Raw genomic sequence first — 23,108 nt, 5'->3', positions numbered from 1 at the left:
CGGATGCGCCGATTTTTCGTCGCGCGGCCCTGCTGCGTCCAACGAATAAAAACCCGCCTTAGCCATAAGAAAAATTTGTCACCCGAGCCTTGCCCATGAATCTGAAGTTTCTCGAGACCTTTGTCTGGGTCGCCCGACTGAAGAGTTTTCGCCTGACCGCCGACAAGCTGTTCACCACCCAGGCGTCGATCTCCAGCCGCATTGCGGTGCTGGAAGGCGAGTTGGGGGTGAAGCTGTTTCTGCGCGATTCGCGCGGTGTCAGCCTGACGCCCGAAGGGTTGAAAGTACTGGAGTATGCCGAGCAGATGCTCGACACGATGTCGGCACTGAAGCAGTCGATCGAGACCCGTTCGAGCAAGGTCGGCCGGGTGCGTATTGGCGTGATGGACACGGTAATCCACACCTGGCTCAGCCCGTTGGTGGCGCAGATGACCGATCTGTATCCACGGGTGGAAATCGAGTTGGTGGCGGATACTTCACTGAACCTCTGCGATCAGCTGCAAAAAGGTTTTCTCGACATCGTTCTGCAAACCGATCTGATCCGCCATGAGAGTGTGCGCAGTCTGGAGCTGGCCAGTCATCCGCTGGGCTGGATTGTCGCGAGTAATTCGATCTACAACCGCGACTATGCTGACCTCACCGAACTGGCGCAGGAACGGATCATCACTTACTCGAAAAACTCCCGACCGCATCAGGACCTGCTCGCGTTGATGCAGGCCAGCGGCGTGATTGCGCCGCGTTTGAATTGCGTGAATTCGGTGTCGGCGATTACCCGGTTATTGCGTGATGGATTTGGGATTGGTGTGCTGCCACCGGTGTTGGTCGCCGAAGAGTTGGCTCGGGGCGAATTGACTTTGCTCGACATCGATCAACGGCCACCGAACTTGCAAGTGGTGGTGTCGTGGCGGATGGGGGTTGAGTGGGTCGAGGAGATTGTGACGTTGTGTCAGCAGGTGTTGGCGGGGTATGCGCAGAAGGTTGGTGATGGGTATGTGGTTTTGACCCCTTAACAGCAAAAGATCGCAGCCTTCGGCAGCTCCTACATTGATCTCTGGAGCTGCCGAAGGTTCGGGCCGCGATCGGACGATCTTTTGATCTTGTGCTGTTACAACCCACGCACGTCGCGGTCTTCGATCGGCCGGCTCTGGCGCAAACGTCGGCCACCGAGGACGACCCAGTCGATCAGTCGGAACAGGCATTCAATGCCGAGCGACAGCAACAACGCGCCGCTCATGCCCCAGATCATCGCTTCCGGCGTCAGCAGGATCTGATAACTGTAACCGTTCCAGGTTTCCTTGCGGATATCCGGATCAGCGGCCAACACCACTTGCAGGAAGCGGATGTACCACGGGCCCTGCATCGCCTGGAACTGCTTGTCCAACGCGATCTGGCGGCTGAGCAAAGTGCTCAGGCTGTCGGCATCGCTGCGAAACACCGGGTCTTCACTGGCGCGATAATGCGCCACCAGCGCTTGCATATCGCCTTTGAAAAACTGCTCGGCAGTCCCCTGAAAACCGCGCAGACCGGTCTGCGCCTCGATCAGATGCGCCTCGACCCGTTTCGCGTAATCGTTGATGAATCCCGGCACCTGGACACCGATCAACAGGCCCGCCGCAAACAACACCAGCCGTACATAACTGAGCAACATCGGGGTAGATCCTTATTCGGTCTTGCCCTGGCTTACGCATTCGCCGCGTCGCCACAGGCTCCATTGGCCCGGTTCGTAGCGGGTCCAGGTTTCGTTTTCGGTCAAAGGCTCGGTGGCGATCACCGTGACCACGTCGTTGGGCGTGGTTTCTGCCTGAAAATCGACGATCACGTCGACATCCTTCAGACGCGCCGGGCCGAACGGTGCGCGCCGGGTGATCTGTGCGAGTTTGGTCGAGCAATAGCAGAACAGCCAGTCGCCATCGCTGAGCAAGCAGTTGAATACGCCTTTGCTGCGGTATTCGGCGCACGCGGCAACCAGATCCGGCAGCAGCGCTTCTATATCGACCGGCTCCGGAAAAGCTGCACGCACGCGATTGAGCAAATCGCAGAATGCCGCCTCGCTGTCGGTATCGCCGACCGGGCGGTAGAAGCTTTTGATCGAGGTGAAATCGGCGAGCTGGCCGTTATGCGCGAAACACCAGTTGCGCCCCCACAGTTCACGGACGAACGGGTGGGTGTTGGACAGGCAGACCTTGCCGACGTTGGCCTGGCGGATGTGGCCGATGACCACTTCGCTCTTGATCGGATAACGCTGTACCAGATTGGCTACTTCCGATTCGCAACTCGCCGCCGGGTCCTGAAACAGACGCAAGCCACGGCCCTCATAGAAGGCAATGCCCCAGCCGTCGCGGTGCGGGCCGGTGCGGCCGCCGCGCTGCATCAGGCCGGTGAAGCTGAACACGATATCGGTCGGCACGTTGGCACTCATGCCCAGTAATTCACACATGTGCGGACTCTCGGGTTACAGGCGCGGCTCGACCCGCATGCGCTGCGGATTGTTTGGTACTGGCGGGCGACCGTAACGGTCATCACCAGCGCCGCCAAACGGTTGATCGTCATCGCGGTCATCGGCGCGGGCGGCAGCTTTGGCGGCCTCGGCCTGCTCTCGACGCGCGCGGGAAGCTTCGATCGGGAAGCGGATCAGCACAAAGATCAGGTAGATGCCGAAAGCGATCATGCTGTACATGAACAGATCGGAGATCGCCCGCCAGGCGTTGTTGCCGACCTTGAAAGCCAGGTCCAGCGCGGTAATGGCGATGGACGGTGCAACCTTGGCTTTCACCGGATCAATGATGGTCGGGCTGAACAACAACACCGCCATCAGCACACGCAGCGGCTCGCGCAACCAGCGCCACATCCAGGTGGTCAGGCGCATCCATACCAACAGGCAGCCCACAGCGGCAAAGGCGTAGAGGCCCCAGGCGATCAGATAGTCGTTCTCGGTCATGGTGTCCATGGCAAGGCAGGCAAAGAGGCGCTTATAGTAACGACTTTTCGCCCGTGCGGCTTGTCCCAATAGACACACGACCTGTGGGAGCGAGCCTGCTCGCGAATACGGACTGTCAGTTGAAACATTGTTGTCTGACCCACCGCTTTCGCGAGCAGGCTCGCTCCCACAGGGGCCTGCGACGGTTTCAAAAGCTGCGAAAACCCTATTCCGTCATTTGTCCGAGAGCCTTCCATGCCCCAATCCGCCAACGCCAACAGTGCCCCGATCGCCCACAAGGCCGCCGGTGCCGACCCGTATGCCTGGCTGCAGGAGCGCGACACCGACGCGGTGCTCGATTACCTCAAGGCCGAAAACTCATACCAAGAGGCGCAAACCGCCGATCAGGCCGATTTGCGCGAAACGCTGTTCGAAGAGATCAAGGGCCGGATTCTTGAAACCGACCTGTCGCTGCCCTCGCCTTGGGGCCCGTATCTGTATTACACCCGCACCACGGCGGGCGACGAATACGCCCGGCATTACCGCTGCCCGCGTCCGGCAGACGACAGCCTGAGCCTCGACGAAAGCCGCGAACAACTGCTGCTCGACCCGAATGTGCTGGCTAACGGCGGGTTCTTCTCGCTGGGCGCGTTCAGTATCAGCCCGGACCACCAGCGTCTGGCCTACAGCGTCGACGCCTCGGGCGATGAGATTTACACGCTGTTCGTCAAGGAACTGGCCAACGACAAAGTCAGCGAACTGGAATTCGAAGACTGCGACGGCAGCATGACCTGGGCCAACGACAGCCTGACCCTGTTTTTCGGCGTACTCGACGACACCCATCGTCCACACAAATTGTTCCGCTATCGCCTGGATGGCACCGCCGCTGAAGAGGTCTTTCACGAGGCGGACGGGCGTTTCTTCCTGCATTGCTACCGTTCCAGTTCCGAGCAACAACTGCTGTTGTCGCTGGGCAGCAAGACCACCAGCGAAGTCTGGGCGCTCGACGCCAATCTGCCGCACCTGCCCTTCACGTGCCTGGCGCCACGGGTCGAAGATCACGAGTACGACGTCGATCACGGCCTGCTTGATGGCGTATGGACATGGTTCATCCGCAGCAACCGTGACGGCATCAACTACGCGCTGTATCAGGCGCCGGACACCGGCACCGCGCCGACCGAAGCCGACTGGCAGAACCTGATCCCCCACAGCGATACGGTGATGCTCGACGGCGTCAGCCTCAACACCGAGGCCATGACCCTGAGCCTGCGCGAAGGTGGCCTGCCGATCATCGAAGTTCACCCACACGGTCTGGCGCCGTATCGCGTGCAATTGCCGGACGCGGCCTACAGCCTGTATGTGCAAAACAGCCTGGAGTTTGAAAGCGACCGCATTCGCCTGCGCTACGAAGCGTTGAACCGTCCGGCACAGGTTCGCCAACTGATTCTCGCCAGCGGCGAACAAACGGTGTTGAAAGAAACCCCGGTACTTGGCCCCTTCGATGCCGACGCTTACGTTAGCCAGCGTCTGTGGGCAACGGCGCCGGACGGCACGCAAGTGCCGATCAGTCTGGTGATGAAGCGCGAAATGGTTGGCAAAGCGGTGCCGCTGTACCTGTACGGTTATGGCGCCTACGGTTCGAGCCTTGATCCGTGGTTTTCTCACGCGCGCCTGAGCCTTCTGGATCGGGGCATGGCCTTCGCCATCGCCCATGTGCGCGGCGGCGGTGAACTGGGCGAAGCCTGGTATCGCGCCGGCAAGCAGGAACACAAGCACAACACCTTCAGCGATTTCATTGCCTGCGCCGAGTTTCTGATCCTCAACGGCATTACCACGGCGGAAAAACTGGCGATCAGCGGCGGCAGCGCGGGTGGTTTGCTGATTGGCGCGGTGCTCAACCAGCGTCCGGATCTGTTCGCCGTGGCGATTGCCGAAGTGCCGTTCGTCGACGTGCTCAACACCATGCTCGATCCGGATCTGCCGCTGACCGTCACCGAATATGACGAATGGGGCAATCCTGAAGAGCCGGAGGTTTACGAGCGGATCAAGGCTTACGCGCCGTACGAAAACGTCAGCGCGCAGGACTATCCTGCAACGCTGGTAATCGCCGGCTACAACGACAGCCGCGTGCAATATTGGGAAGCGGCCAAGTGGGTGGCGAAACTGCGCGCGACCAAGACTGACAACAACGTGCTGCTGCTCAAGACTGAACTGGGCGCCGGGCATGGCGGGATGAGCGGGCGCTATCAGGGATTACGTGACGTAGCACTCGAATACGCATTTGTTTTCAAGGTTTTGGGTCTGGCCTGAGGAACTCCGTTGGTCACTTGGGTCTTAATTGCAGACCCAAGAGGCCGATACTCCACAGATCCCCTGTAGGAGCTGCCGAAGGCTGCGATCTTTTGATTTTGATTTTCTCTAAGGCAAGATCAAAAGATCGCAGCCTTCGGCAGCTCCTACATGGGGACCGTGTGAAGCCTGAAACAGTGAAAACAAAAAGACCGTGACGACATGTCAGAACCGACCTTCCTGAACAACGAAATCCGCGACTGGCTGATGGACTGTGGCCTGTTCGATCAATTGCAGCTGGCCGACTTTGCGGCCGCTTCCGGCTATTTCAGCATCAGCACCGTGGCCGAAGGCGAGGCGATTTTCCGCGAGGGCGATGCCGGCAGTTTCATGTGCATCCTCCACACCGGCCAGGTCGCTGTGCAGAAAACCGGGCCAGATGGCCAGGTCATCACCATGGCCACCCTGCGCAGCGGTCGCGCCTTCGGTGAAATGGCCGTGCTCGATGGCGAACGACGTTCGGCGACCTGCATTGCCGCGAGCAACTGCCAGTTGCTGAACCTCGGCAAGGACTCGCTGGAAAAAATGCTCAATGACGCGCCGAAGATCGCCGCCAAGATCATCCGCGCCCTCGCCGTCTCCCTGTCGAAACGTCTGCGCATGGCCGACGGCCAACTGGCCGCGCAACAGGTTTAACCGCCGGGTGATTTCGCTTTGGTGCCGCTCGGTTCAATGCCCGGCACAGGTTGATCCTTGCTCGGCGGAGTAGGCATTTCAATCGGCACCAGCGGCGGGCTGCCACTGCCGGCGCCCGACTTGGGAATGTTGATCGGCGTGATCTGCGGATACGGCGTCGGCGTTGCGGTGCCGGGCGAGCCGGGTTGCGGCGCCGGGCTGACCGGTATTGTCTGTTGCGCCTGCACTGCAGTAATCGAGAGCGCGGCCAGGGCAATGACCGTTAGAATGGTGCGCTTCATCAAGGGCTCCGTTTGGCCTCTAGTCTGTGCTCAGGCTACTCCCAACGCGCCTGCTTGCCTTCCCCCTTGTAGAGATTTCCATGAAACGTTTCGTTCTGCTCGACACCACCCCGATCCCTGAAAGCGGCGGTGCCCTGTGCCTGTTCGAATATGGCGAGGATTTCGTCATCAAGATCCAGGGCGGCGACGGCGGGCAATTGATGAACACGCGCATGCACGGTTCCGAAGATGCGCTGGCCGAAATTCCATGCCGTAAAGTGGCCGGGCGGCCGGACTCGCGGGTACTGATCGGCGGTCTGGGCATGGGCTTCACCCTCGCCTCCGCGCTCAAGCATCTGGGCAAAACCGCTGAAGTGGTGGTCGCCGAACTGGTGCCCGGCGTAGTCGAGTGGAACCGTGGCCCGCTCGGCGAAAAGTCCGGTCGACCGCTGCTCGATCCGCGCACGGTGATCCGTCAGGAAGACGTGGCGAAGGTGCTGCAAAGCGAACCGAACGGCTTCGACGCGATCATGCTCGACGTCGACAACGGCCCCGAAGGCCTGACCCAGAAGGCCAACAGCTGGCTGTACTCCGCCGCCGGTCTGAATGCTTGCGCCAAGGCTTTGCGCCCGAAAGGCGTGCTGGCGGTATGGTCGGCCAGCGCTGATCGGCTGTTTTCCGACAAATTGAAAAAGGCCGGATTCAAGGCCGAAGAGGTCCAGGTCTTCGCCCACGGCAACAAGGGCACGCGCCACACGATCTGGATTGCCGAGAAGCTCAAGGGCTGAGCTAAACTCTGCGCATAACCGTCATTAGTCTTTTACAAAGGTGAACCCATGAGTTCGTCCACCCCAACCAACACGTCGAAGCTGGATCGCATCCTCGCCGACAACCAGCGCGACAAGGAAATGGGCTACCGCGACAAAGCCCTGAAGATGTACCCGCACGTCTGTGGCCGCTGCACCCGCGAGTTTTCCGGCAAGCGCCTGAGCGAACTGACCGTGCACCACCGCGACCACAATCACGACAACAACCCGCAGGACGGCTCTAACTGGGAATTGTTGTGCCTGTATTGCCACGATAACGAGCACTCGCGTTATACCGATCAGCAGTATTTCAGCGAAGGCTCGTTGAGCACGCCGAAGATTGCCAAGGCGACGCATAACCCGTTTGCCGCCCTCGCCGGTCTCATGAAAAAAGAAGATTAATGATCTTCATCGCCTGAACTGGCCCCATCGCTGGCAAGCCAGCTCCCACAGTGATCAGGCTCGTTCACAAATTTTGTGTGTATCCAGGAAACCTGTGGGAGCTGGCTTGCCAGCGATGAGGCCGGGCCAGACACCGCAGATCTCGAATCTGCCCGCCCTCCCCCAATCCCCGTATAATCGCGCTCTTTTTCCCGAAGGCACCCCGCTCGTGGCAGACAAACGGTACAGCTGCATTGGTTTGTATAACCCCAAATCACCGGAGAACGTCGGTTCGGTGATGCGCGCCGCAGGCTGCTATGGCGTGGCGTCGGTGTTTTACACCGGCAAGCGTTATGAACGCGCCGCCGACTTCGTCACCGACACCAAACGCGTGCACTACGACATCCCGCTGATCGGCATCGACGATCTGAAAAAGATCCTCCCGCTCAACTGCGTGCCCGTCGCCGTGGAACTGGTCGAGGGCGCCCGTCCGCTGCCGGAATACACTCACCCGGATCGCGCCCTGTACATCTTCGGCCCCGAAGACGGCTCGCTGGATAAAGAGATCCGCGACTGGTGCGAAGACGTCGTGTACATCCCGACCACCGGCTGCATGAACCTCGCCGCGACAGTCAACGTCGTGCTCTACGACCGCATGGCCAAGGGCTTGAACACCCGCTCCGGGCCGAAATTCCGCTGAAACGCCGCATATTCGATGGAACGAGCTGACCGCTGCGGCAGTCAGCTTGTTTATCGATTACTCATTGCCTGGAGAAAGATCATGACCGAGCTCAAACGTGTCGAACGCATCGAATCCACCCCGTTCCAGAGCCATCCCGAGCAGAACGTCGAAGGCTGGGAGCGCATCGGCTCACTCGCGGGCGGCGTGATCATGGTCGGTAAAGGCCTGCGCCGTGGCGGCGTGTTCGGTTTGATTCAGGTGGCAATTGGCGGCGTGGCCATGGCGCGCGGGATTACCGGGCACAGCTCGGTGAAGAGCCTGTTTGAGAAAAGTCGTCAGGACATGAATAACGTGCGGGCGAAGATCGAGCGGGCCGGGGAGGAGTTGAGCAAGCTGAAGGCGAATGCCGAGGCGGCGACCAAGACGGCTACCGTGACTGGCAATGATTCGGTGAAATCGCCTAAAGCCGGGGTTTGATCCGAGATTTGCGGTGGGGCTGATGGCCTCATCGCTGGCAAGCCAGCTCCCACAGGTTCTGTGGAGACCACAGAATTTGTGCCCAGTCCAAATAGGTTTATGGGTTGTGCACTGATTTGTGCCCAACCTAAAACACTGTAGGAGCCGGCTTGCCAGCGATCGCGGTGTTACTGAAGTAACGTGGTATCGAGGACTTTTGAGGACTCACCGAGAACGCTCTCGGTCAGTTGCACAAACTCCTTGGTACTCACCGTCCCCAGATGCATTGCCCCACGCAACACATCATCCAGCGAACGCTTGTTACGCGTCTTCAAGCGAATCTCGCGATCCAGTTCCTGCAACACCACCACCGCTTTCGAAACCTGTGCCGGGCTGATCTGTTCGCCACGCAAGGTCGTGACTTTCTGGCTGTCCTTGGCCAGTTTCGCCTGCAACGCCTGATAGCGCTCATCGCTCATTCCACCGGCACGGCGCACCAGTTCGATCGCGTAATACTCGGCAAAGCCTTCACTGATCCAGTCACTGCGCTGCTCGTCATTGATCCGCCCGAACACCTGGGCTAGCTCACGCACCAGCGCGCTGCTGCCGTTCTCGCTGACCAGCGGCAATCGTGTGTTCAGATAAATCGACTCATGCGCGCCGAGACTGCCGCGCCACATCGGGTCGTTGGCGCCGACAATCAACAGTTTGGCCGGATGGCGTGGATAAACGGCCTGCACCTGCGGCCAGACGAACGTCAGCAAGGTCAGCACATCCATGCGGCGCATGCCCTGCCCTTGTGGCGAAGCCACGGTGACTTCGGTTTCGCCCAGCCGTGTGCGGCGGCTGCCGAGATGACCGGCGAGCACCCAGCCGGTCGGGCGGTCAAACAGGCGTGATGGATTATCGATGCGGAATTTGTTCTTGCCGATACGTGGCCACGCGGTTTCGATACTCTTCCAGCCGTCGGGCAATTCGAATTGCAGACGCGCGACCAATTCGGTGCCGTCCTGCTGATCAAGTTTGGCCGGCGGCACCAACTCATCACCCCGCATCAGCGCCCAGTTCGCGGTCATGCGTGTATCGAAGCTACCGTTCTTGCGACCATGGCTGATGCGCACGCGGTAGGTGAGACTGGATTGGTCACTGGCTGGCCGCCAGACGCCGCGTGCATTTTTGCCCGGGGTCAGCAGCCATTGGCCGTCAGCCTTGAAGTCACTGTAATGGCTGCCATCGCCAAGGTCGAAATCGAGGCTGCGCACGGCTTCGCCTTTGGCCAGGGTCAGGCGCACTTCGGCCTGATCGCTCTGTGGCAATAGGCGTACGTGGTAATCGAGATCGACTTTTTTTGCTGCCCACACCGGTGCGCTCAGCGCCAGCAGTGCAACCAGCAGCGATCGCTGCAATCCGACAGCCATACACACTCCTTGGTAAAGCTTGAATCCGCAGGTGTTTAACCTGCGCGGAAAATCAGGTGATCTTCCCAGTCATCCTCCGGCACGCTGCCTTCGGCGAGCATGCGCCCGGACTGGGAAATCCGTTCGTGGTGCACTGCATCGCGGTCACCGCTGACCAGATGGTGCCACGACGGCAAATCCTTGCCTTCGCTGACCAGTCGATAACCGCAGGTCGGCGGCAGCCATTTGAATTCTTCGGCCTGGCCCGGGGTGAGCTGGATGCAGTCCGGGACAAACTTGATGCGATTCGGGTAATCGCTGCACTGGCAGGTGTTCAGATCGAGCAGTTTGCAGGCGATGCGCGTGTAATAGACGCTGTTGTCTTCTTCATCCTCGAGTTTTTGCAGGCAGCACAAACCACAGCCGTCGCACAGCGATTCCCATTCCTCGTGATCCAGTTGATCGAGGGTTTTGCGTTTCCAGAACGGTTCAAGTGTGGCGGACATGGCTCAAGCATCAACATCAGGTGGTGAAAAGGCCGCCAGTCTAGTGCTCAAGGCCTTGCGGGCCAAGCGCTGGCGACTGCCGGTTGTGCGGGACTTGTCAGTTTTTGTGGCGGCGCGTAGCTTTGCCAGTCGCAGGAGCCTTGCCCGCAAGCCATTAACGCTCGACCGCGTTGCATTGTGGTGAACCCTCAGGCTCGGAAAACCCCATCGTTCAGCGCAACTGATCCCGCCGGGTTTTCATTCAAATCCCTGACTCAAACGTAGCAAGGAATCTCTCGATGAGTGCCAACCCTCGTGTTGCCGATTACGCCATTCACCCGCAATTCACCGACCGCTGGTCGCCGCGCGCCTTCACCGGCGAAGCGATCCCGGAAGAAACCCTGCTGAGCTTCTTCGAAGCCGCCCGCTGGGCGCCATCGGCGTACAACTCGCAACCGTGGCGTTTCCTGTATGCGCGTCGCGATACGCCGAACTGGGAGCGTTATCTGGGCCTGCTCAACGAATTCAACCGCAGCTGGGCGCAGCATGCCTCGGCGCTGGTGATCGTGATTTCGAAAACCACCTTCACCGCACCGGGCGCGACGGAAGAAACCCCAGCGTTGTGGCACACCTTCGACACCGGCTCGGCGTGGGGCCATCTGGCGCTGCAAGCGAGCATCAGCGGCTGGCACACCCACGGCATGGCCGGTTTCGATCAGGAGTTGACGCGCAAGGAGCTGAATATTCCTGAAGGTTACGCGCTGCATGCGGCGGTGGCTGTTGGCAAACTGGGTGACAAGGCAACCTTGGCTGAGTACCTGCAGGCCCGTGAGGAGCCGAGCCCGCGCCGTCCACTGAACGAACTGGCGGCCGAAGGCGACTTCACCCTCTAAGCCAGCACAAAAACAAATGTGGGAGCGAGCCTGCTCGCGAAAGCGGTGTATCAGGCAACGATGATGTTGGCTGACACTCCCCCTTCGCGAGCAGGCTCGCTCCCACATTTTATCCGGCGAACACTCAATACCCGCGGTTGAAATCCACTTCCCCGCGCAAGGTTTCACCCGCCTGATACGCCTTCAGGTTCTCGACGAACAACTGCACCATCAACGCCGGTGACGTCGGTGCCGAGCTGTGCCCGGTCAGCAGCAAGCCCCACGCGGTCCAGAACGGATGCCGTTGCGGCAACGGTTCCTGACGGCAAACGTCGATCACCGCCCCCGCCAGATGCCCTTCCTTCAACGCCTCCACCAGATCGGCATCGACCACTGCGACTCCGCGCCCGGCATTGATAAACAACCCGGTCGGCTTGAATTGCTTGAACAGCGCCGCGTCGTAGATATCGTGGGTGTGTTCAGTGTTCGGCAACAGATTGACCACGTAATCCACCTCGCCCACCAGGCGTGGCAGATCGGCCATCGAACCGACTTCGACAAATGGCGCCTGCTCGCGAGCAGTGCTGGCGATCCCGTACAACTCGATACCAAATGGCAGCAGGAACTGCGCAACGCTCTGGCCAATGTCGCCGGTGCCGACGATCAGCACCTTGCGTCCGACCAAGCTCTGGCCGCTGCGGTTGTCCCACTTGCGTTCGACCTGGCTGACCAGTCTCGCCAGCACTTCGCGCTCATGGCCAAGAATGTACGTCAGCACGTATTCGGCCATCACCTGACCGAAAATCCCCACCGCACGGGTCAAACGATAATCGCGGCGCAAGCCGTCAGCGAGCAGCGGCGTGATACCGGCCCAGGTCGATTGCAGCCATTGTGGTTGATGGCCCTGGCGCAGCAGGGTCGCCAGCAGGTCCGGCTGACCCAGCCACACCGGGCAATCGGCGGCCTGACGGGCCAGTTCGGCGGAGTCACCGCTGGTCAGTACTTCAAGCTCGGGCGCTGCCTGACGCAGCAGCCGGGCGTATATCGCGTGGTCGTGTTCAGCAATCAGAACGCGCATCTTCAAACCTTTCGCAAACCGTGCAGACGGCCGCCGGATTCGGACGGCCATCGCGGTATAAACAGTTCCAGGGTAAACCGAGACTCAGAACAGAGCCTCGCAGATCAGACCGGATCGTTGCGTCGCAGCAACTCTTCGGGCAAATGCTCGATGTACTCGTCTTCGGCCGGTGGCATTTGCAGGTGGTAGCCCTGCTTGTCGAGGTTTTCCAGGACCAAGACGATGTCTTCACTGGCCAGTTTGCGCTCGGGCGACAGCACCAGATCAAAGGAATGCTTCGGCTTGCCGAACGCCAGCATCAGCGCTTCCGGCACACGCTCCAGAGCATCGCTCTTGAGCACATAAAGGTACATGCCGCTGCGCTTGGAGCTTTGGTAGATGGAACAAATACGTTTCAAGGCTGTTCTCCGGCGGTGGCCAGGCTGTCGAGCAGCTTCTGGCCCATGAGTTCGCGGCGCCAGCCACGCAACGACTCAGGCAATTGGTAAGGACCCTCGGGGAAGCCACTTTTGACCAAGGCTTCGAGGGTTTTCTTGCGCAGCATCAGTTCCGGCGCGATGCCCAGACGCTCGGCCTCGGCCTGGCCCAGTGCGCGCAGTTGTTTGATCAATGCAGCCGCTTCAATCGGCAACGGCTCAGGTACGGCAGGCGGCCATTGATCAGGCCCCACACTGCCAGAGCGCTTGATCAGATCAAGCAGAAATTGACCGTCCTGACGCACGGTACGCGGGTGCATGTCTTCGATCTTGCCCAGCGCCGCAAGATTGTCCGGCTGCGTGCGGGCCAGCGGCCACAACGAGTGTTCGCGGACAATGCGGTTACGCGGCAGATCGCGGGCGCGGGCTTCGGTTTCACGCCAGGCGCACAGTTCACGCAGGACGGCCAGTTGCGCACGCGAGAGTTTCCACGCCAGCTTGGCGTCGCGGTAGACCTCGTACGGGTCGGTTTCGCGGCGCAGGTTGGCGACCAGTTCGGCACCGTCCTCCAGCACCCAGGCAAATTTGTCGTCAGACAGTTTCGGCCGCAGCTGTACGAAAACTTCCGCCAGATGCACGGCATCTTCAGCGGCGTAGCTGATTTGCGTGTCGGACAGCGGACGTTGCAACCAGTCGGAGCGGGTCTCGCCTTTCGGCAACTCGATGCCGAGCACTTCCTGCACCAACCGCGAATAGCCCATCGAGAACCCGAGGTTCAGATAGGCAGCGGCCAGTTGCGTGTCGAACATCGGCGCCGGCAGGCTGCCGGTCAGGCGCAACAGCACTTCGAGGTCTTCGCTGCACGCGTGCAGGACTTTCAGCACCGCCGGGTTTTCCAGCAGAGCGGCCAGCGGTTGCCAAGCGTTGATGGTCAGCGGATCGATCAGGTAAGCACGTTTGCCGTCGCCCACCTGCAACAAACCGGCAATCGGGTAGAAGGTGTCGACCCGCATGAATTCGGTGTCGAGGGCAACGAACGGCAGTTGCTGCCACTCGGCGCAAAACTGCGCGAGGCTTTCGTTGTCGCGAATCCAGTGAATATCGATGGCCACACGGCTCTCCCTTGAAGAATGGCGCGCAGTATATATCGCCACTGGCGATTTACGCGCCTGCGAAGGGCAAGAGCTATAACGAAATGTCCTGCCAAAGAGCAAGAATAGTCTGACAGAGGAAACAGACAGGCCCGTCGCGTCAGAACGACAGGCGCGAAACGGCTCAGTCCTTGGCCAGTACGCCGTCGATCACCGCGCCACGGCAACCGGCAAACATGTCCAGATCCGGCTGATAGACCTTGCTCTTGACCTCCAGCAGGCCAAGCATCGAGTGGAACAGATTGTCCTGGCTCAACGGTTTATCGCGACTCATCTGCAAGCAATGCGTGTCGACCGAATAGGCTTTCTGGTAGTTGTCGGAGAACCACGCCAGCATCGCCACGTGTTTCTGCTGTTCCGGCGCGAGCATGTAGGGCGTGCCGTGCAGGAACAGGTTGTACTCGCCCAGCGACTCGCCGTGGTCCGACAGATACAACATGGCGGTATCGACTTTGTCCTGATTGCTGCGTAACACATCAATCAGGCTCGACAGCACATGGTCGGTATACACCAATGTGTTGTCGTAACCGTTGACGATACTTTCGCGGCTGCAATTGTTCAGCGCGTTACTTTCGCAAACCGGGGTGAAGTGCTCGTATTCCTTCGGGTAACGCTTGAAGTATTCCGGGCCGTGACTGCCCATCTGGTGCAGGACCAGCACCGTGTCTTTGTCCAGATGATCGATAAAGCTTTGCAAACCTTGCAGGAGGATTTCGTCACGGCATTCGCTGTTGGCACACAGCGCCGGGTCTTTCAGGTTGCTGACATCCTGCAGGGTGACCCGATCGCAGGTGCCTTTGCAGCCAGACTGGTTGTCGCGCCAGATCACGTCGATACCGGCACGCTTGAGCACGTCGAGCAGACCTTCTTCATTTTTCGCCTTACTGGCGTCGTAATCCTTGCGGCCCATGTTGGAGAACATGCACGGCACCGAAACGGCAGTCTCCGTGCCACAGGAATGCACATCGGTAAAGGCGATCAACCCGGCTTCCTTGTCGAGTTTCGGCGTGGTGTCACGGTCATAGCCGAGGATGCCGAAGTTCTCTGCGCGAGCGCTTTCACCCACGACCAGCACGGTCAGGGATTTGCGCGGCTGAAGTTTCAAATCGGGATTGCGCTGTGCGTCTTCGCCGATCTTGACGAACGGTTGCTGCGACGAGACCACTTGCTCACGCAGGTAACCGGCCGATGCGCCAATGTAGTTGCTCGGTACCAGCATCAGGCGAATTTCGTGGTGATTGCGAAACAGCGAAGACAGCCCTTGGTAGTTGGCCAAGGCAACACCACCGATAACGGCTGCCGAGGCCACACTGACAATAACTTTGCTGAACAACTCACGGTGCCAGCGACGATATTTAACCGGCAACTTCCACAACAACCAGGAGGGCAAAACCCCGAGAAATAAAATATAGGCAAACAACTTCAACGACAGCAGGTCGCGAACTTCTGTGGCATTGGTCTCGGCAAAGTTACGCAACATGCCCGCATCAATCATGACGCCATATTGGCTCATGAAGTAAGCCACCCCGGCACTGATCAAAAAAATCAATATCAGTGCTGGCTTAAGCACCGGCCGAAAGGCGATAAACGTCAGCACGATGTTGAACGCCGCGAGAATCATCACCCCGAAAGCCACGCGCATGGCGATGCCTTTGCCATCGGCGGCGGTGATTTCAAAGAGATGCTGCCAGAGGACAAAATTGAAACCGATCAAAAGAAAGGCGCTGGCGATCAACGTCACCCATTCCGGGCGCGCGGCTTTTAACTTCAACATAAAGGTGGGCGATTCCTGAAAAGAAGAGCCCTAGTTAATGACGAAAAATTCGATTGTGAAAAATTCATTAACCAAGGCAGTACAAATGTTAAGCAGGTAACCATCAATTTTTTGTGAAAAAGACGCCAACGATTAGTTGGCTTTCGGCAATACAAAGAAACTTGTGAAGTATTTGAGAATGGTTCAGCTTTGATTCAGAAAAAACAACACGGCTGCACATTGTGGGGGCGAGCCTGTTCTCGAAGAGGCCGGCACATTCGATATTTTCGCCGGCAGACAATCCGCTTTCGCCAGCAGGCTCGTTCCACCGAGAGTGGCGGGGTATCGACTTTTTAAATACTGCTGAGGGTTTTCTGGTTTGCTCGGGCCAGACGGCTGAGCGCCTAATCACCAGCCCCGCCCAAAGGTTTGAAGATGGATAATGTCCGCGCCACCGCCCGTCCTGCTGTCTGGTTGATGTTCGCCATCATCCTCGTTGCGCTCAACCTGCGCCCGTCGATGGCTGCGGTCGGTCCCCTGCTGTCTGCGATTCGCAATGATATTGCGCTCAGTTTCAGCCTCGCCGCACTGCTGACCATGTTGCCGGTAATGGCCATGGGACTGGCGATGTTTGTCGGCCTCGGCATCAGTCAGCGTTTGGGTGAGCAACGAACGGTGCTGCTGTCATTGCTGATCATCGCGCTGGCAACGTTGTCACGGCTGTTTATCGACACGGCATTTCAACTGATCGTCAGCGCGGTGCTGGCCGGGATCGGTATTGCGCTGATTCAGGCATTGATGCCGGTGTTGATCAAATCGCGCTTCACCAATAACGTCTCGTTGTGCATGGGTTTGTACGTCACTTCGATCATGGGCGGTGCGGCCATTGCCGCCTCGCTTGCACCGCTGGTCATGGTGCAAACCGGCAGCTGGCGCAGTGGTCTGGCAATCTGGGCAATCCTCGCTTTGCTCGCACTGGTGTTCTGGTGGTCGCAACGCCGCCATCTGCCCTCCGTGGTGTCGGCAAAGCGTGAGGATCGCTTTTTCAGCAATCCTCGCGCCTGGCTTCTGGCGATCTTCTTTGGGCTGGGTACCGCGTCCTACACCTGTGTGCTTGCCTGGCTCGCCCCGTACTACGTGGAAAAAGGCTGGAGCGAACAAAACGCCGGGCTGCTGTTAGGTTTTCTGACGGCCATGGAGGTAATTTCCGGCTTGGTGGTTCCTGCTATCGCCAATCGCAGTCAGGATCGGCGCGTGATTCTGATGGCGCTGCTGACGCTGATCATCGGCGGGTTTTGCGGCCTGATCCTCAGCCCGCAACAGTTCAGCCTGCTGTGGCCCTGCCTGTTGGGTCTGGGTATCGGCGGTCTGTTTCCGATGAGTCTGATTGTCTCTCTCGACCACCTCGACAATCCGCAACGTGCCGGGGGCCTGGTCGCTTTCGTGCAGGGTATCGGCTACTTGATCGCTGGCCTCTCGCCGTTGTTGGCCGGAATGATCCGCGATCGACTCGGCAGCTTCGAAGGGGCCTGGTGGTCATTGATGGCCGTGATGGGTTTGATGTTGCTGATGGTGTGGCGCTTCGATCCTCGGCATTACGTGCGGCACTTTCGGGGCTCAAGCTAAAGGCCTCTGGCCATCTTTCCGCGCTTTGATCGGCGACGTCGTGTTACTAAAACTTTCTGTCCCACAACTGACCGTGAAACGTCCTACAGGGCTTTGTCCTGGCACCATCGTTCCGTTAGGATCATTCGCACACGTTTGCGCGGATTCAGCGCAAGGAGCACAGCGAGACAGAACGGATGCTGAACAGTAACTTGCTTCGAAAGCTCGACATGCAGGACCTCATGGTGTTTATCGCCGTTTATGAGCAGAGCAGCGTCACCGATGTGTCAGAAACCCTGTTCGTCAGCCAGTCCACCGTCAGTTACTGTTTGAAAAAACTGCGCACAAGTTTCGAGGACGAACTGTTCATCAATACCCGCACTGGCATGCGTCCGACCTACAAGGCCAGCACCATGTATGGCCACGTGCAGAAGATCCTCGAAAGCATCAACCTGTGCCATGCTGGCGCGCCCACGTTCGACCCGACCCAGCAAGCCGTCACCTTCAACATCTGCGCGCCGGAATACTTCGAGCAACTGATTCTGCCGCGCCTGCTGAAGCGTTTCGATTTCGATGATTTGCCAGTGATGGTCAACATGCACAAGTTCGAGACCGACGTCCCGGCGGATGAACTGCGCGACGGCAGCCTCGATCTGGTGATCAGCTTCGGCCCCAACTTCCACCGCCATCACACCGACCTGAAATCACGGATGCTGCTGGAAGATGATCTGGTCTGCGTCTTCGACAAACGTGCCACGCCACTGGAACCGCGCCTGAGCCTGCAGGCCTTTACCGAACGCCGGCATGTGTTCCCGACGCCGTGGACGTCGACCACCAACATGGTCGATGGCTGGCTGGCACGGCAGGCGCAGAAGCGCCAGATCGTCGCGCGCTCGAACAGCTACAGCGCGGCATTGAAAATGATCACCGGGACTGACTTCATCCTCACCCTGCCCCGCCGTATTCAGCGTTTGCTGACCAACGAAGCAGTGTTCAATCACTGTGAAGCGCCGAACGGCTTGCCTGGTTTTACCCTCGACATGCAGTGGTGCCAGAGCGTTGATCAGGACAGCGCCAACCTGTGGTTGCGCGAGCAGGTGGTCAATGTGTGCAACGAGCTGGAAACGGCCTGAATCCTACGCGCCAATCGCGGTTTTGCTGTAAGACTCGCGATCCATATCGACCAGCTCGACACACAGCTGCACTTCGACGCCGGCCGGCCATTCGCACAAGTCCTGCAAGACGGCCAACAGGCTTTCTGACAACTGCTTCTTGATCTGCGGCGAACGCCCGCTGAGCAGCGCCAGCTTCACATAGACGAAACCGCGCTCGGCCATGGCGGTGCCGACCTTGAACGTTTCGACTTTCACCGCGCGACTTTTGATATCGAACTCCGCCGCGAACTGCCCGGAACCCACCAAGGTGTTGTTCAGGCGGATCAACGCGACGTCGGCGTTCAACTGCGGCAGGTTGGCGGTGTATTCCATATGCAGGTGTGGCATTGCAGTTCCCCGGTGAGTTGGCAGAAAGGTCGTACATATAGCACAGCTCTGTCCTACCCTCCCGGTGACTTTCCAATGTGGGAGCGAGCTTGCTCGCGAATGCGCTCGTTCAGCGACACTCAAGGTGCCTGATACGCCGCTTTCGCGAGCAAGCTCGCTCCCACACGGTATGTGATGTTCGTCAGACCGGGGTCAGTGGCCGTTCGCTCATGAATTGCTCCAGCCTTGAGCGCAACCAGCGCTCGGCCGGGTCGCTGTCCACGTGGCTGAGCCAGACCATCGACAGATCCAGCGTTGGCGTCTTGAACGGAAACGGCTCCTTGAACAGTAACCCGGAGGTGGCCATGGCGGCCGCGGTGTAATCCGGCAGGCTGGCGATCAGATCAGTACCGGCCAGCAGCGCCGGCAACGCGCTGTATTGCGGCACCGACAGCACCACCTGACGGGTACGACCGAGCTCCGCCAGCCACTCATCAGCGAAACCACTGACATTGGCGGTGTGCGAAACCAGTACGTGCGGACGCGCGCAATATTCATCCAGTGTCAGCGGTGTGTCGCTGGCGTCGGCGCGCAGGATGCTCGGCTGGATGTGCCGCAACAGTTTGCGTTTGGCGTTGGCCGGCAGACCACGGGTCTGACTGATGCCGACAGTGATGTCGCCCGCCGCCAGCAGATCGGGAATTCGCCAGTAATCGACGTGTTGCACCACAAACACCACATTCGGCGCTTCCTGACGCAGCGCACGCAACAGCGGCGGCAGCAGGCCGAATTCGACGTCATCGGACAGGCCGATGCGGAAAGTCATGGTGCTGACGGCCGGATCAAAATCGCGGGTCAGGCTCAGCGCCACCGACAGCGAATCCAGCGCAGGCTTGAGATGGCGGAAAATATCTTCGGCGCGGGCAGTCGGTTCCATGCGGTGACCGACGCGGATGAACAGCGGATCGTTAAGCATCGTGCGCAAGCGGTTAAGTGCCGAACTGATGGTCGGCTGACCGAGAAACAGTTTCTCGGCGGCCCGGGTCACGTTGCGTTCAAGCATCAAGGTCTCGAACACCACCATCAGGTTTATGTCAGCCTTGCGTAGTTCATTGCGGTTCATCCTTTACCCCCTGCCCCCCGGAATACCGGCAGTGTAGAAAGGCGCAGGCCCCGGCGTCCATCGCCACAGTGCGTCAGTTCACCGTCAAGCGCTTCAAGCCCAGGCCCATGACCCGTGAATCGTCGTTCAGGCCCATTTGTTCCGGGCTGATGGCGTCGGGTAATTGCAGCTCGATCGTCAGGCGATCAGTGTCCACCAGCTGCTCGCGGATCGCCGCAGGGATCGGGATTTCCAGATGATTATCCTGAAGTTGCGTCAGCCGCGTGGTCAGCACCTGCTCGCCATTCAAACTGACAATCACTCGCTGCGCCGGGTGTTGCGGCAGAACGAATGCCATGACCTCCAGTGCAATCGAGCGTGCTTCGGGTGTCACCCGCAAGTCAATCTGCGCCTGCTGCCCCGCGGACCATGTTCCCCAGTTTTCCGGGGTCGACCAACCGCTGCTGAGCTGCCGGGTGGTGTGGTTGAACGTCATGACCTGACCGGGACGGGACAGCGCCATCCATGACATTCGCCGACCTTCATCCGGCATGCTCAAGCATTGCGAACAGCGCTTCCAGCCCGGCGCCAGCACCACCAGGTCATCTACTCTGGTCAGCAGATCGGTTTCACTGTTGACACTTTTGGCAGCATCGGCCAGCACGGAATCGTCGAGTATGTACAACGAGTCGGCATCGTATTGCCCTGATTCGAGCATGCGCTGCGTTTTCTGCCTGGCCTGATCCAGTGCTTTGGCACTCATGCGCCCCAAATAGACAGCATCGGTTTTCAGGCCATGGGTCGCGGCGAAATCGGCAATCACTTGCCAGCGTTCGGACTGATTCTGTGGCATCAGACTGCGCACCTTCGAGTACCGCGCCGCTGCACTCGCCCAGAACGGATCGCGCATCGGCGTTGCCCATTCTGCGGAGGGCGTGATCATCTTGCTGTTGCGCAAACCCATCCAGCCGTTGCGTGTGTCGACAATCTGTATCGTCAATGCCAGTGCCAGCAGCGCGACGACGATGCGTGGCTGGTAACCGCGCACCAGCAGGAACATCACCATCAGGATGAGCGCGTACAACACCGGCCAGAACATCCGTCCCGAAGCGCGAAAAACATTGGCCAGTTTGAGGGCGATTTTCGGCAGCGGGTAGCTGAACGTGTGCGCGCCGGCACCGATCTGGTTCGATAGCGCGAACAAAGCCAATCCGATCAACGCCAGCAACAACCAGGGGCGAACGCGAAGCTCTTCCTTCACGGGCTGGCGGTTCCTCACCCAGGCAATCAGTGCCAACGGCACCAGCAACAGCACGCCGAGGCCCGGGTAGTTGAAGCCTTCGTAATCGCCGCTGGCTTTCGGCAGATTCGGCAAAATGAACGACCAGCCTGCCGGATCCAATGGCGACAGCAGATTCATCCGGTACAAACCGAAACCACCGGATTGCCCGCCGTCAGCAATGGCGAAGTACCCGGCCTGCCAGCAACACACACTCACCACGGCAAACAGCGAAACGCCTTCGAGCAGCCCTTGGCGCCGAGTCAGTTGTTGGCTGAAGGTCTTGCCAAGCAGATCCGCCACCCAGATCAGCGCCACCATCGCCAGCAGGTACGCATGCACCATCGCCGTAACCGCCAGTAACGCGCCCCAGGCCAGGCGTCGTCGAGACAGGTTCGGCAACAACGCCAGGTACAGCGCCGCCAGGATCAGAAAATGCCCGGACAGAGAAAGGTGTCCGCCCATGCGCAGGAACATCGGTGGTGAGACCACCAGCAAACCGGTGCCCAGCAAGCGAATCAGCGGATTGCCGGTCATCAACCCCAGCAGTTTCCAGGCGAACCAGGCTTGCAGCACGAAGCACGCCAGCAGCCACAGTCCGAAATACTGGAAGGTCGCCGGTAACCAGCCATTGAACGGTTTGAACAGCAGCGCCAACAGCGGATTGGAGTCGGAAAAAATGATCGAATTGCCCAGTTCCAGACCATAGAACGGGTTGAGCCCGAGCGGAAAGGTCCAGGGTGAATGGCGGAAATATTCCCAGCCCAGATAATGCGTTGCCGGATCGCCCTGCTCCAGCCAGGCAATGTTTTGCGGATCCAGCGCTTGCGGCCCGATCACGCAGAAAAACGCCAACACGCCGAGCAACAATGGCAAAACGCCCAACGCCGGATGGTTTCGTGAAGCCTTCATCGATACGTCCAGAAATTGTGCAAGACAAAGGTGAATGCCGGAATTGTCAGCGCGACTGCAACGATGCCCAGCAGATAGGGCAACCCGGCAATCTGCGCCGCCCAGGCAACGAACATCGCGAGGAAAAACCCACCCGTGGAAACCAATAGAAAACGCCGCAGTGTTCGCCCGTGCAGTCGGGCAGAAAAACTCCAGGTGGTATTGATTACGTAGGACACCACCGTCGCCACGGCAAACGCCACACCATTGGCAAGCGGCGGTTGCGCGGCGATGAAGTTGATGAACAGCACCGCCACCAGCGCATGCAGCGCAGTGACGAACAGACCGGTCAGGGCAAAGCGCAAACCACGCTGAATCAGCGCTGACTTTTCGCCTGAAGTCACGGTTTTTGCGCCAACACAAAAACACTCAAACCGGCGAGACGGTTCATGCCCATCAACGGTAACTCGAGGCTGCACAAGGTCTTGAGCACGCCATTCACCAGCGGATGATGGCGTTTGAGTTGCGAACGCACCGGCTGGGTCTGGGCGCTTTGCGGCAACAAACGCAACGCCGCCGCAATCGGGAACACCGCTCCGAAATAATAGGTACCGCGCTGTACCGTCAAACCCGCGTCACGTGCCAGTGTTTCGAACTGCGCCAGAGTGTAGCGGCGCTTGTGTTCGAGAAAGTCGTCGTGACCACTCCACAAGAACTGGAATGCCGGCACTGTCATCAGGAAGCGACTCCCCGATGGCACTTTATCGACATACATCTTGAGCAAGCCGAGGTCGTCATCGACATGCTCCAGCACGTCCATCAACAGCACCAGATCGGCATCGATGGTTTCAATTGCGCGACGGTAATGCACCGGTTTGCCGGCAGTGGTGGCGCTGGAGTCGGCGGGATAACTGATATCCACGCACCACGCTTCACGTGCATCGGTATGCGTCAGCAAATGATGGGAAAAAAATCCCGAGCCGGCGCCGACATCGAGGATTCGGCTGATGCGGGCATCGCCCAGCAATCGCCTGGTGGCTGCAGCTTTCGAGCAGTAATACCAATGCTCGTTGATGCTGTCGCCGAGGATGTCGGTTTCCTTGAGATCCAT

25 protein-coding genes are annotated in these 23,108 nt (G+C 59.1%); 10 read left to right on the top strand and 15 right to left on the bottom strand.

Annotated elements, in window-relative coordinates:
* Nucleotides 1-95: 95 nt before the first annotated feature.
* Nucleotides 96-1,010 carry a LysR family transcriptional regulator gene (locus U6037_RS07090; protein WP_322846251.1) on the top strand — a complete coding sequence of 305 codons (915 nt, stop codon included), beginning with the start codon at nucleotides 96-98 and terminating at the stop codon, nucleotides 1,008-1,010.
* Between the two features lie 95 nt (nucleotides 1,011-1,105).
* Here the strand turns inward: U6037_RS07090 and U6037_RS07085 are convergent, their stop codons facing one another.
* The 3 genes from U6037_RS07085 to U6037_RS07075 are packed head-to-tail and all read right to left on the bottom strand — an operon-like array spanning nucleotide 1,106 to nucleotide 2,947.
* The gene (locus tag U6037_RS07085) at nucleotides 1,106-1,648 is read right to left on the bottom strand and encodes a DUF2937 family protein (RefSeq protein ID WP_322846250.1); all 543 of its coding nucleotides are present in this window, start codon (nucleotides 1,646-1,648) and stop codon (nucleotides 1,106-1,108) included.
* Between the two features lie 12 nt (nucleotides 1,649-1,660).
* Complete coding sequence (locus tag U6037_RS07080; RefSeq protein WP_322846249.1) at nucleotides 1,661-2,437, bottom strand: class II glutamine amidotransferase; 777 nt, start codon at nucleotides 2,435-2,437, stop codon at nucleotides 1,661-1,663.
* 15 nt (nucleotides 2,438-2,452) lie between these two features.
* Complete coding sequence (locus U6037_RS07075; RefSeq protein ID WP_322846248.1) at nucleotides 2,453-2,947, bottom strand: MFS transporter; 495 nt, start codon at nucleotides 2,945-2,947, stop codon at nucleotides 2,453-2,455.
* Nucleotides 2,948-3,172: 225 nt separating this feature from the next.
* Here U6037_RS07075 and U6037_RS07070 point away from each other — a divergent pair, with 225 nt between their 5' ends.
* Entirely contained in the window at nucleotides 3,173-5,227 is a 2,055-nt protein-coding gene (locus U6037_RS07070; RefSeq protein WP_322846247.1) for a S9 family peptidase, read from the top strand.
* A 201-nt stretch (nucleotides 5,228-5,428) separates the two neighbouring features.
* Nucleotides 5,429-5,902: a Crp/Fnr family transcriptional regulator gene (locus U6037_RS07065; protein WP_008085900.1), complete on the top strand. Its 474-nt coding sequence runs from the start codon at nucleotides 5,429-5,431 to the stop codon at nucleotides 5,900-5,902.
* Here U6037_RS07065 and U6037_RS07060 read toward each other — a convergent pair.
* The gene (locus U6037_RS07060) at nucleotides 5,899-6,183 is read right to left on the bottom strand and encodes a hypothetical protein (RefSeq protein WP_242204512.1); all 285 of its coding nucleotides are present in this window, start codon (nucleotides 6,181-6,183) and stop codon (nucleotides 5,899-5,901) included. The genes U6037_RS07065 and U6037_RS07060 overlap by 4 nt on opposite strands.
* An 80-nt stretch (nucleotides 6,184-6,263) precedes the next feature.
* Between U6037_RS07060 and U6037_RS07055 the strand changes: the two genes are divergently transcribed.
* The 4 genes from U6037_RS07055 to U6037_RS07040 all read left to right on the top strand — a co-directional run bounded on the left by U6037_RS07055 (nucleotide 6,264) and on the right by U6037_RS07040 (nucleotide 8,508).
* On the top strand, nucleotides 6,264-6,950 hold the full coding sequence (locus tag U6037_RS07055; RefSeq protein ID WP_007911335.1) for a spermidine synthase: 687 nt from the start codon (nucleotides 6,264-6,266) through the stop codon (nucleotides 6,948-6,950).
* Between the two features lie 48 nt (nucleotides 6,951-6,998).
* Complete coding sequence (locus U6037_RS07050; RefSeq protein ID WP_007911336.1) at nucleotides 6,999-7,370, top strand: YajD family HNH nuclease; 372 nt, start codon at nucleotides 6,999-7,001, stop codon at nucleotides 7,368-7,370.
* Nucleotides 7,371-7,578: 208 nt separating this feature from the next.
* Nucleotides 7,579-8,049, top strand: a complete 471-nt coding sequence (locus U6037_RS07045) for an RNA methyltransferase (protein ID WP_007911337.1) — start codon at nucleotides 7,579-7,581, stop codon at nucleotides 8,047-8,049.
* Nucleotides 8,050-8,130: 81 nt separating this feature from the next.
* Nucleotides 8,131-8,508 (top strand): DUF2892 domain-containing protein, encoded by a 378-nt coding sequence (locus U6037_RS07040; protein ID WP_064119662.1) that lies wholly within the window; start codon nucleotides 8,131-8,133, stop codon nucleotides 8,506-8,508.
* A 167-nt stretch (nucleotides 8,509-8,675) separates the two neighbouring features.
* Here the strand turns inward: U6037_RS07040 and U6037_RS07035 are convergent, their stop codons facing one another.
* Nucleotides 8,676-9,905: a hypothetical protein gene (locus U6037_RS07035; protein ID WP_322846246.1), complete on the bottom strand. Its 1,230-nt coding sequence runs from the start codon at nucleotides 9,903-9,905 to the stop codon at nucleotides 8,676-8,678.
* A gap of 35 nt (nucleotides 9,906-9,940) precedes the next feature.
* A complete protein-coding gene (locus U6037_RS07030) occupies nucleotides 9,941-10,390 on the bottom strand; it encodes a YcgN family cysteine cluster protein (RefSeq protein WP_322846245.1) in 450 nt (149 codons plus the stop codon).
* Between the two features lie 278 nt (nucleotides 10,391-10,668).
* On the opposite strand from U6037_RS07030, the gene U6037_RS07025 reads away from it, so the two are divergent.
* Nucleotides 10,669-11,262: a nitroreductase family protein gene (locus U6037_RS07025; protein ID WP_116028869.1), complete on the top strand. Its 594-nt coding sequence runs from the start codon at nucleotides 10,669-10,671 to the stop codon at nucleotides 11,260-11,262.
* Nucleotides 11,263-11,386: 124 nt separating this feature from the next.
* On the opposite strand, the gene U6037_RS07020 is transcribed toward U6037_RS07025, so the two are convergent.
* The 4 genes from U6037_RS07020 to U6037_RS07005 all read right to left on the bottom strand — a co-directional run bounded on the left by U6037_RS07020 (nucleotide 11,387) and on the right by U6037_RS07005 (nucleotide 15,660).
* Entirely contained in the window at nucleotides 11,387-12,319 is a 933-nt protein-coding gene (locus tag U6037_RS07020; protein ID WP_322846244.1) for a D-2-hydroxyacid dehydrogenase, read from the bottom strand.
* A 104-nt stretch (nucleotides 12,320-12,423) separates the two neighbouring features.
* A complete protein-coding gene (locus tag U6037_RS07015; protein WP_158954030.1) occupies nucleotides 12,424-12,717 on the bottom strand; it encodes a YcgL domain-containing protein in 294 nt (97 codons plus the stop codon).
* On the bottom strand, nucleotides 12,714-13,847 hold the full coding sequence (gene rnd, locus U6037_RS07010; RefSeq protein ID WP_322846243.1) for a ribonuclease D: 1,134 nt from the start codon (nucleotides 13,845-13,847) through the stop codon (nucleotides 12,714-12,716). Before rnd ends, U6037_RS07015 begins: the two co-directional genes overlap by 4 nt.
* Nucleotides 13,848-14,010: 163 nt before the next feature.
* Entirely contained in the window at nucleotides 14,011-15,660 is a 1,650-nt protein-coding gene (locus U6037_RS07005) for a phosphoethanolamine--lipid A transferase (RefSeq protein WP_322846242.1), read from the bottom strand.
* A gap of 414 nt (nucleotides 15,661-16,074) precedes the next feature.
* Here U6037_RS07005 and U6037_RS07000 point away from each other — a divergent pair, with 414 nt between their 5' ends.
* Nucleotides 16,075-17,265 carry a cyanate transporter gene (locus U6037_RS07000; RefSeq protein ID WP_322846241.1) on the top strand — a complete coding sequence of 397 codons (1,191 nt, stop codon included), beginning with the start codon at nucleotides 16,075-16,077 and terminating at the stop codon, nucleotides 17,263-17,265.
* A gap of 176 nt (nucleotides 17,266-17,441) precedes the next feature.
* Nucleotides 17,442-18,377 (top strand): LysR family transcriptional regulator, encoded by a 936-nt coding sequence (locus tag U6037_RS06995; RefSeq protein WP_322846240.1) that lies wholly within the window; start codon nucleotides 17,442-17,444, stop codon nucleotides 18,375-18,377.
* A gap of 3 nt (nucleotides 18,378-18,380) precedes the next feature.
* Here U6037_RS06995 and U6037_RS06990 read toward each other — a convergent pair whose 3' ends face one another.
* The 5 genes from U6037_RS06990 to U6037_RS06970 form a co-directional block, all read right to left on the bottom strand.
* On the bottom strand, nucleotides 18,381-18,746 hold the full coding sequence (locus U6037_RS06990) for a 5-carboxymethyl-2-hydroxymuconate Delta-isomerase (RefSeq protein WP_322846239.1): 366 nt from the start codon (nucleotides 18,744-18,746) through the stop codon (nucleotides 18,381-18,383).
* A 181-nt stretch (nucleotides 18,747-18,927) separates the two neighbouring features.
* Complete coding sequence (locus U6037_RS06985; RefSeq protein ID WP_194933718.1) at nucleotides 18,928-19,848, bottom strand: LysR substrate-binding domain-containing protein; 921 nt, start codon at nucleotides 19,846-19,848, stop codon at nucleotides 18,928-18,930.
* 73 nt (nucleotides 19,849-19,921) lie between these two features.
* On the bottom strand, nucleotides 19,922-22,018 hold the full coding sequence (locus U6037_RS06980) for a DUF6311 domain-containing protein (protein ID WP_322846238.1): 2,097 nt from the start codon (nucleotides 22,016-22,018) through the stop codon (nucleotides 19,922-19,924).
* On the bottom strand, nucleotides 22,015-22,401 hold the full coding sequence (locus tag U6037_RS06975) for a GtrA family protein (RefSeq protein WP_322846237.1): 387 nt from the start codon (nucleotides 22,399-22,401) through the stop codon (nucleotides 22,015-22,017). The genes U6037_RS06980 and U6037_RS06975 overlap by 4 nt, the downstream gene beginning before the upstream one ends.
* A complete protein-coding gene (locus U6037_RS06970) occupies nucleotides 22,398-23,108 on the bottom strand; it encodes a class I SAM-dependent methyltransferase (RefSeq protein WP_322846236.1) in 711 nt (236 codons plus the stop codon). Before U6037_RS06970 ends, U6037_RS06975 begins: the two co-directional genes overlap by 4 nt.

The organism is Pseudomonas sp. B33.4 (genome assembly GCF_034555375.1).
In the GTDB taxonomy this organism is placed as follows: domain Bacteria; phylum Pseudomonadota; class Gammaproteobacteria; order Pseudomonadales; family Pseudomonadaceae; genus Aquipseudomonas.
This window is presented reverse-complemented; position numbering and strand designations above follow the sequence as displayed.

Bases quoted from the DNA above. Each gene is read 5' to 3' on its own strand.
- U6037_RS07035 (WP_322846246.1), bottom strand. From the start codon at position 9,905: ATGGCTGTCGGATTGCAGCGATCGCTGCTGGTTGCACTGCTGGCGCTG.
- U6037_RS07060 (WP_242204512.1), bottom strand. From the start codon at position 6,183: ATGAAGCGCACCATTCTAACGGTCATTGCCCTGGCCGCGCTCTCGATT.
- U6037_RS07005 (WP_322846242.1), bottom strand. From the start codon at position 15,660: ATGTTGAAGTTAAAAGCCGCGCGCCCGGAATGGGTGACGTTGATCGCC.
- U6037_RS07020 (WP_322846244.1), bottom strand. From the start codon at position 12,319: ATGCGCGTTCTGATTGCTGAACACGACCACGCGATATACGCCCGGCTG.
- U6037_RS06970 (WP_322846236.1), bottom strand. From the start codon at position 23,108: ATGGATCTCAAGGAAACCGACATCCTCGGCGACAGCATCAACGAGCAT.
- U6037_RS07070 (WP_322846247.1), top strand. From the start codon at position 3,173: ATGCCCCAATCCGCCAACGCCAACAGTGCCCCGATCGCCCACAAGGCC.
- U6037_RS06995 (WP_322846240.1), top strand. From the start codon at position 17,442: ATGCTGAACAGTAACTTGCTTCGAAAGCTCGACATGCAGGACCTCATG.
- U6037_RS07030 (WP_322846245.1), bottom strand. From the start codon at position 10,390: ATGTCCGCCACACTTGAACCGTTCTGGAAACGCAAAACCCTCGATCAA.
- U6037_RS06980 (WP_322846238.1), bottom strand. From the start codon at position 22,018: ATGAAGGCTTCACGAAACCATCCGGCGTTGGGCGTTTTGCCATTGTTG.
- U6037_RS07055 (WP_007911335.1), top strand. From the start codon at position 6,264: ATGAAACGTTTCGTTCTGCTCGACACCACCCCGATCCCTGAAAGCGGC.
- U6037_RS07080 (WP_322846249.1), bottom strand. From the start codon at position 2,437: ATGTGTGAATTACTGGGCATGAGTGCCAACGTGCCGACCGATATCGTG.
- U6037_RS07025 (WP_116028869.1), top strand. From the start codon at position 10,669: ATGAGTGCCAACCCTCGTGTTGCCGATTACGCCATTCACCCGCAATTC.
- U6037_RS07000 (WP_322846241.1), top strand. From the start codon at position 16,075: ATGGATAATGTCCGCGCCACCGCCCGTCCTGCTGTCTGGTTGATGTTC.
- U6037_RS07085 (WP_322846250.1), bottom strand. From the start codon at position 1,648: ATGTTGCTCAGTTATGTACGGCTGGTGTTGTTTGCGGCGGGCCTGTTG.
- U6037_RS06985 (WP_194933718.1), bottom strand. From the start codon at position 19,848: ATGAACCGCAATGAACTACGCAAGGCTGACATAAACCTGATGGTGGTG.
- U6037_RS07050 (WP_007911336.1), top strand. From the start codon at position 6,999: ATGAGTTCGTCCACCCCAACCAACACGTCGAAGCTGGATCGCATCCTC.
- U6037_RS07075 (WP_322846248.1), bottom strand. From the start codon at position 2,947: ATGGACACCATGACCGAGAACGACTATCTGATCGCCTGGGGCCTCTAC.
- U6037_RS06990 (WP_322846239.1), bottom strand. From the start codon at position 18,746: ATGCCACACCTGCATATGGAATACACCGCCAACCTGCCGCAGTTGAAC.
- U6037_RS07040 (WP_064119662.1), top strand. From the start codon at position 8,131: ATGACCGAGCTCAAACGTGTCGAACGCATCGAATCCACCCCGTTCCAG.
- U6037_RS07090 (WP_322846251.1), top strand. From the start codon at position 96: ATGAATCTGAAGTTTCTCGAGACCTTTGTCTGGGTCGCCCGACTGAAG.
- U6037_RS07065 (WP_008085900.1), top strand. From the start codon at position 5,429: ATGTCAGAACCGACCTTCCTGAACAACGAAATCCGCGACTGGCTGATG.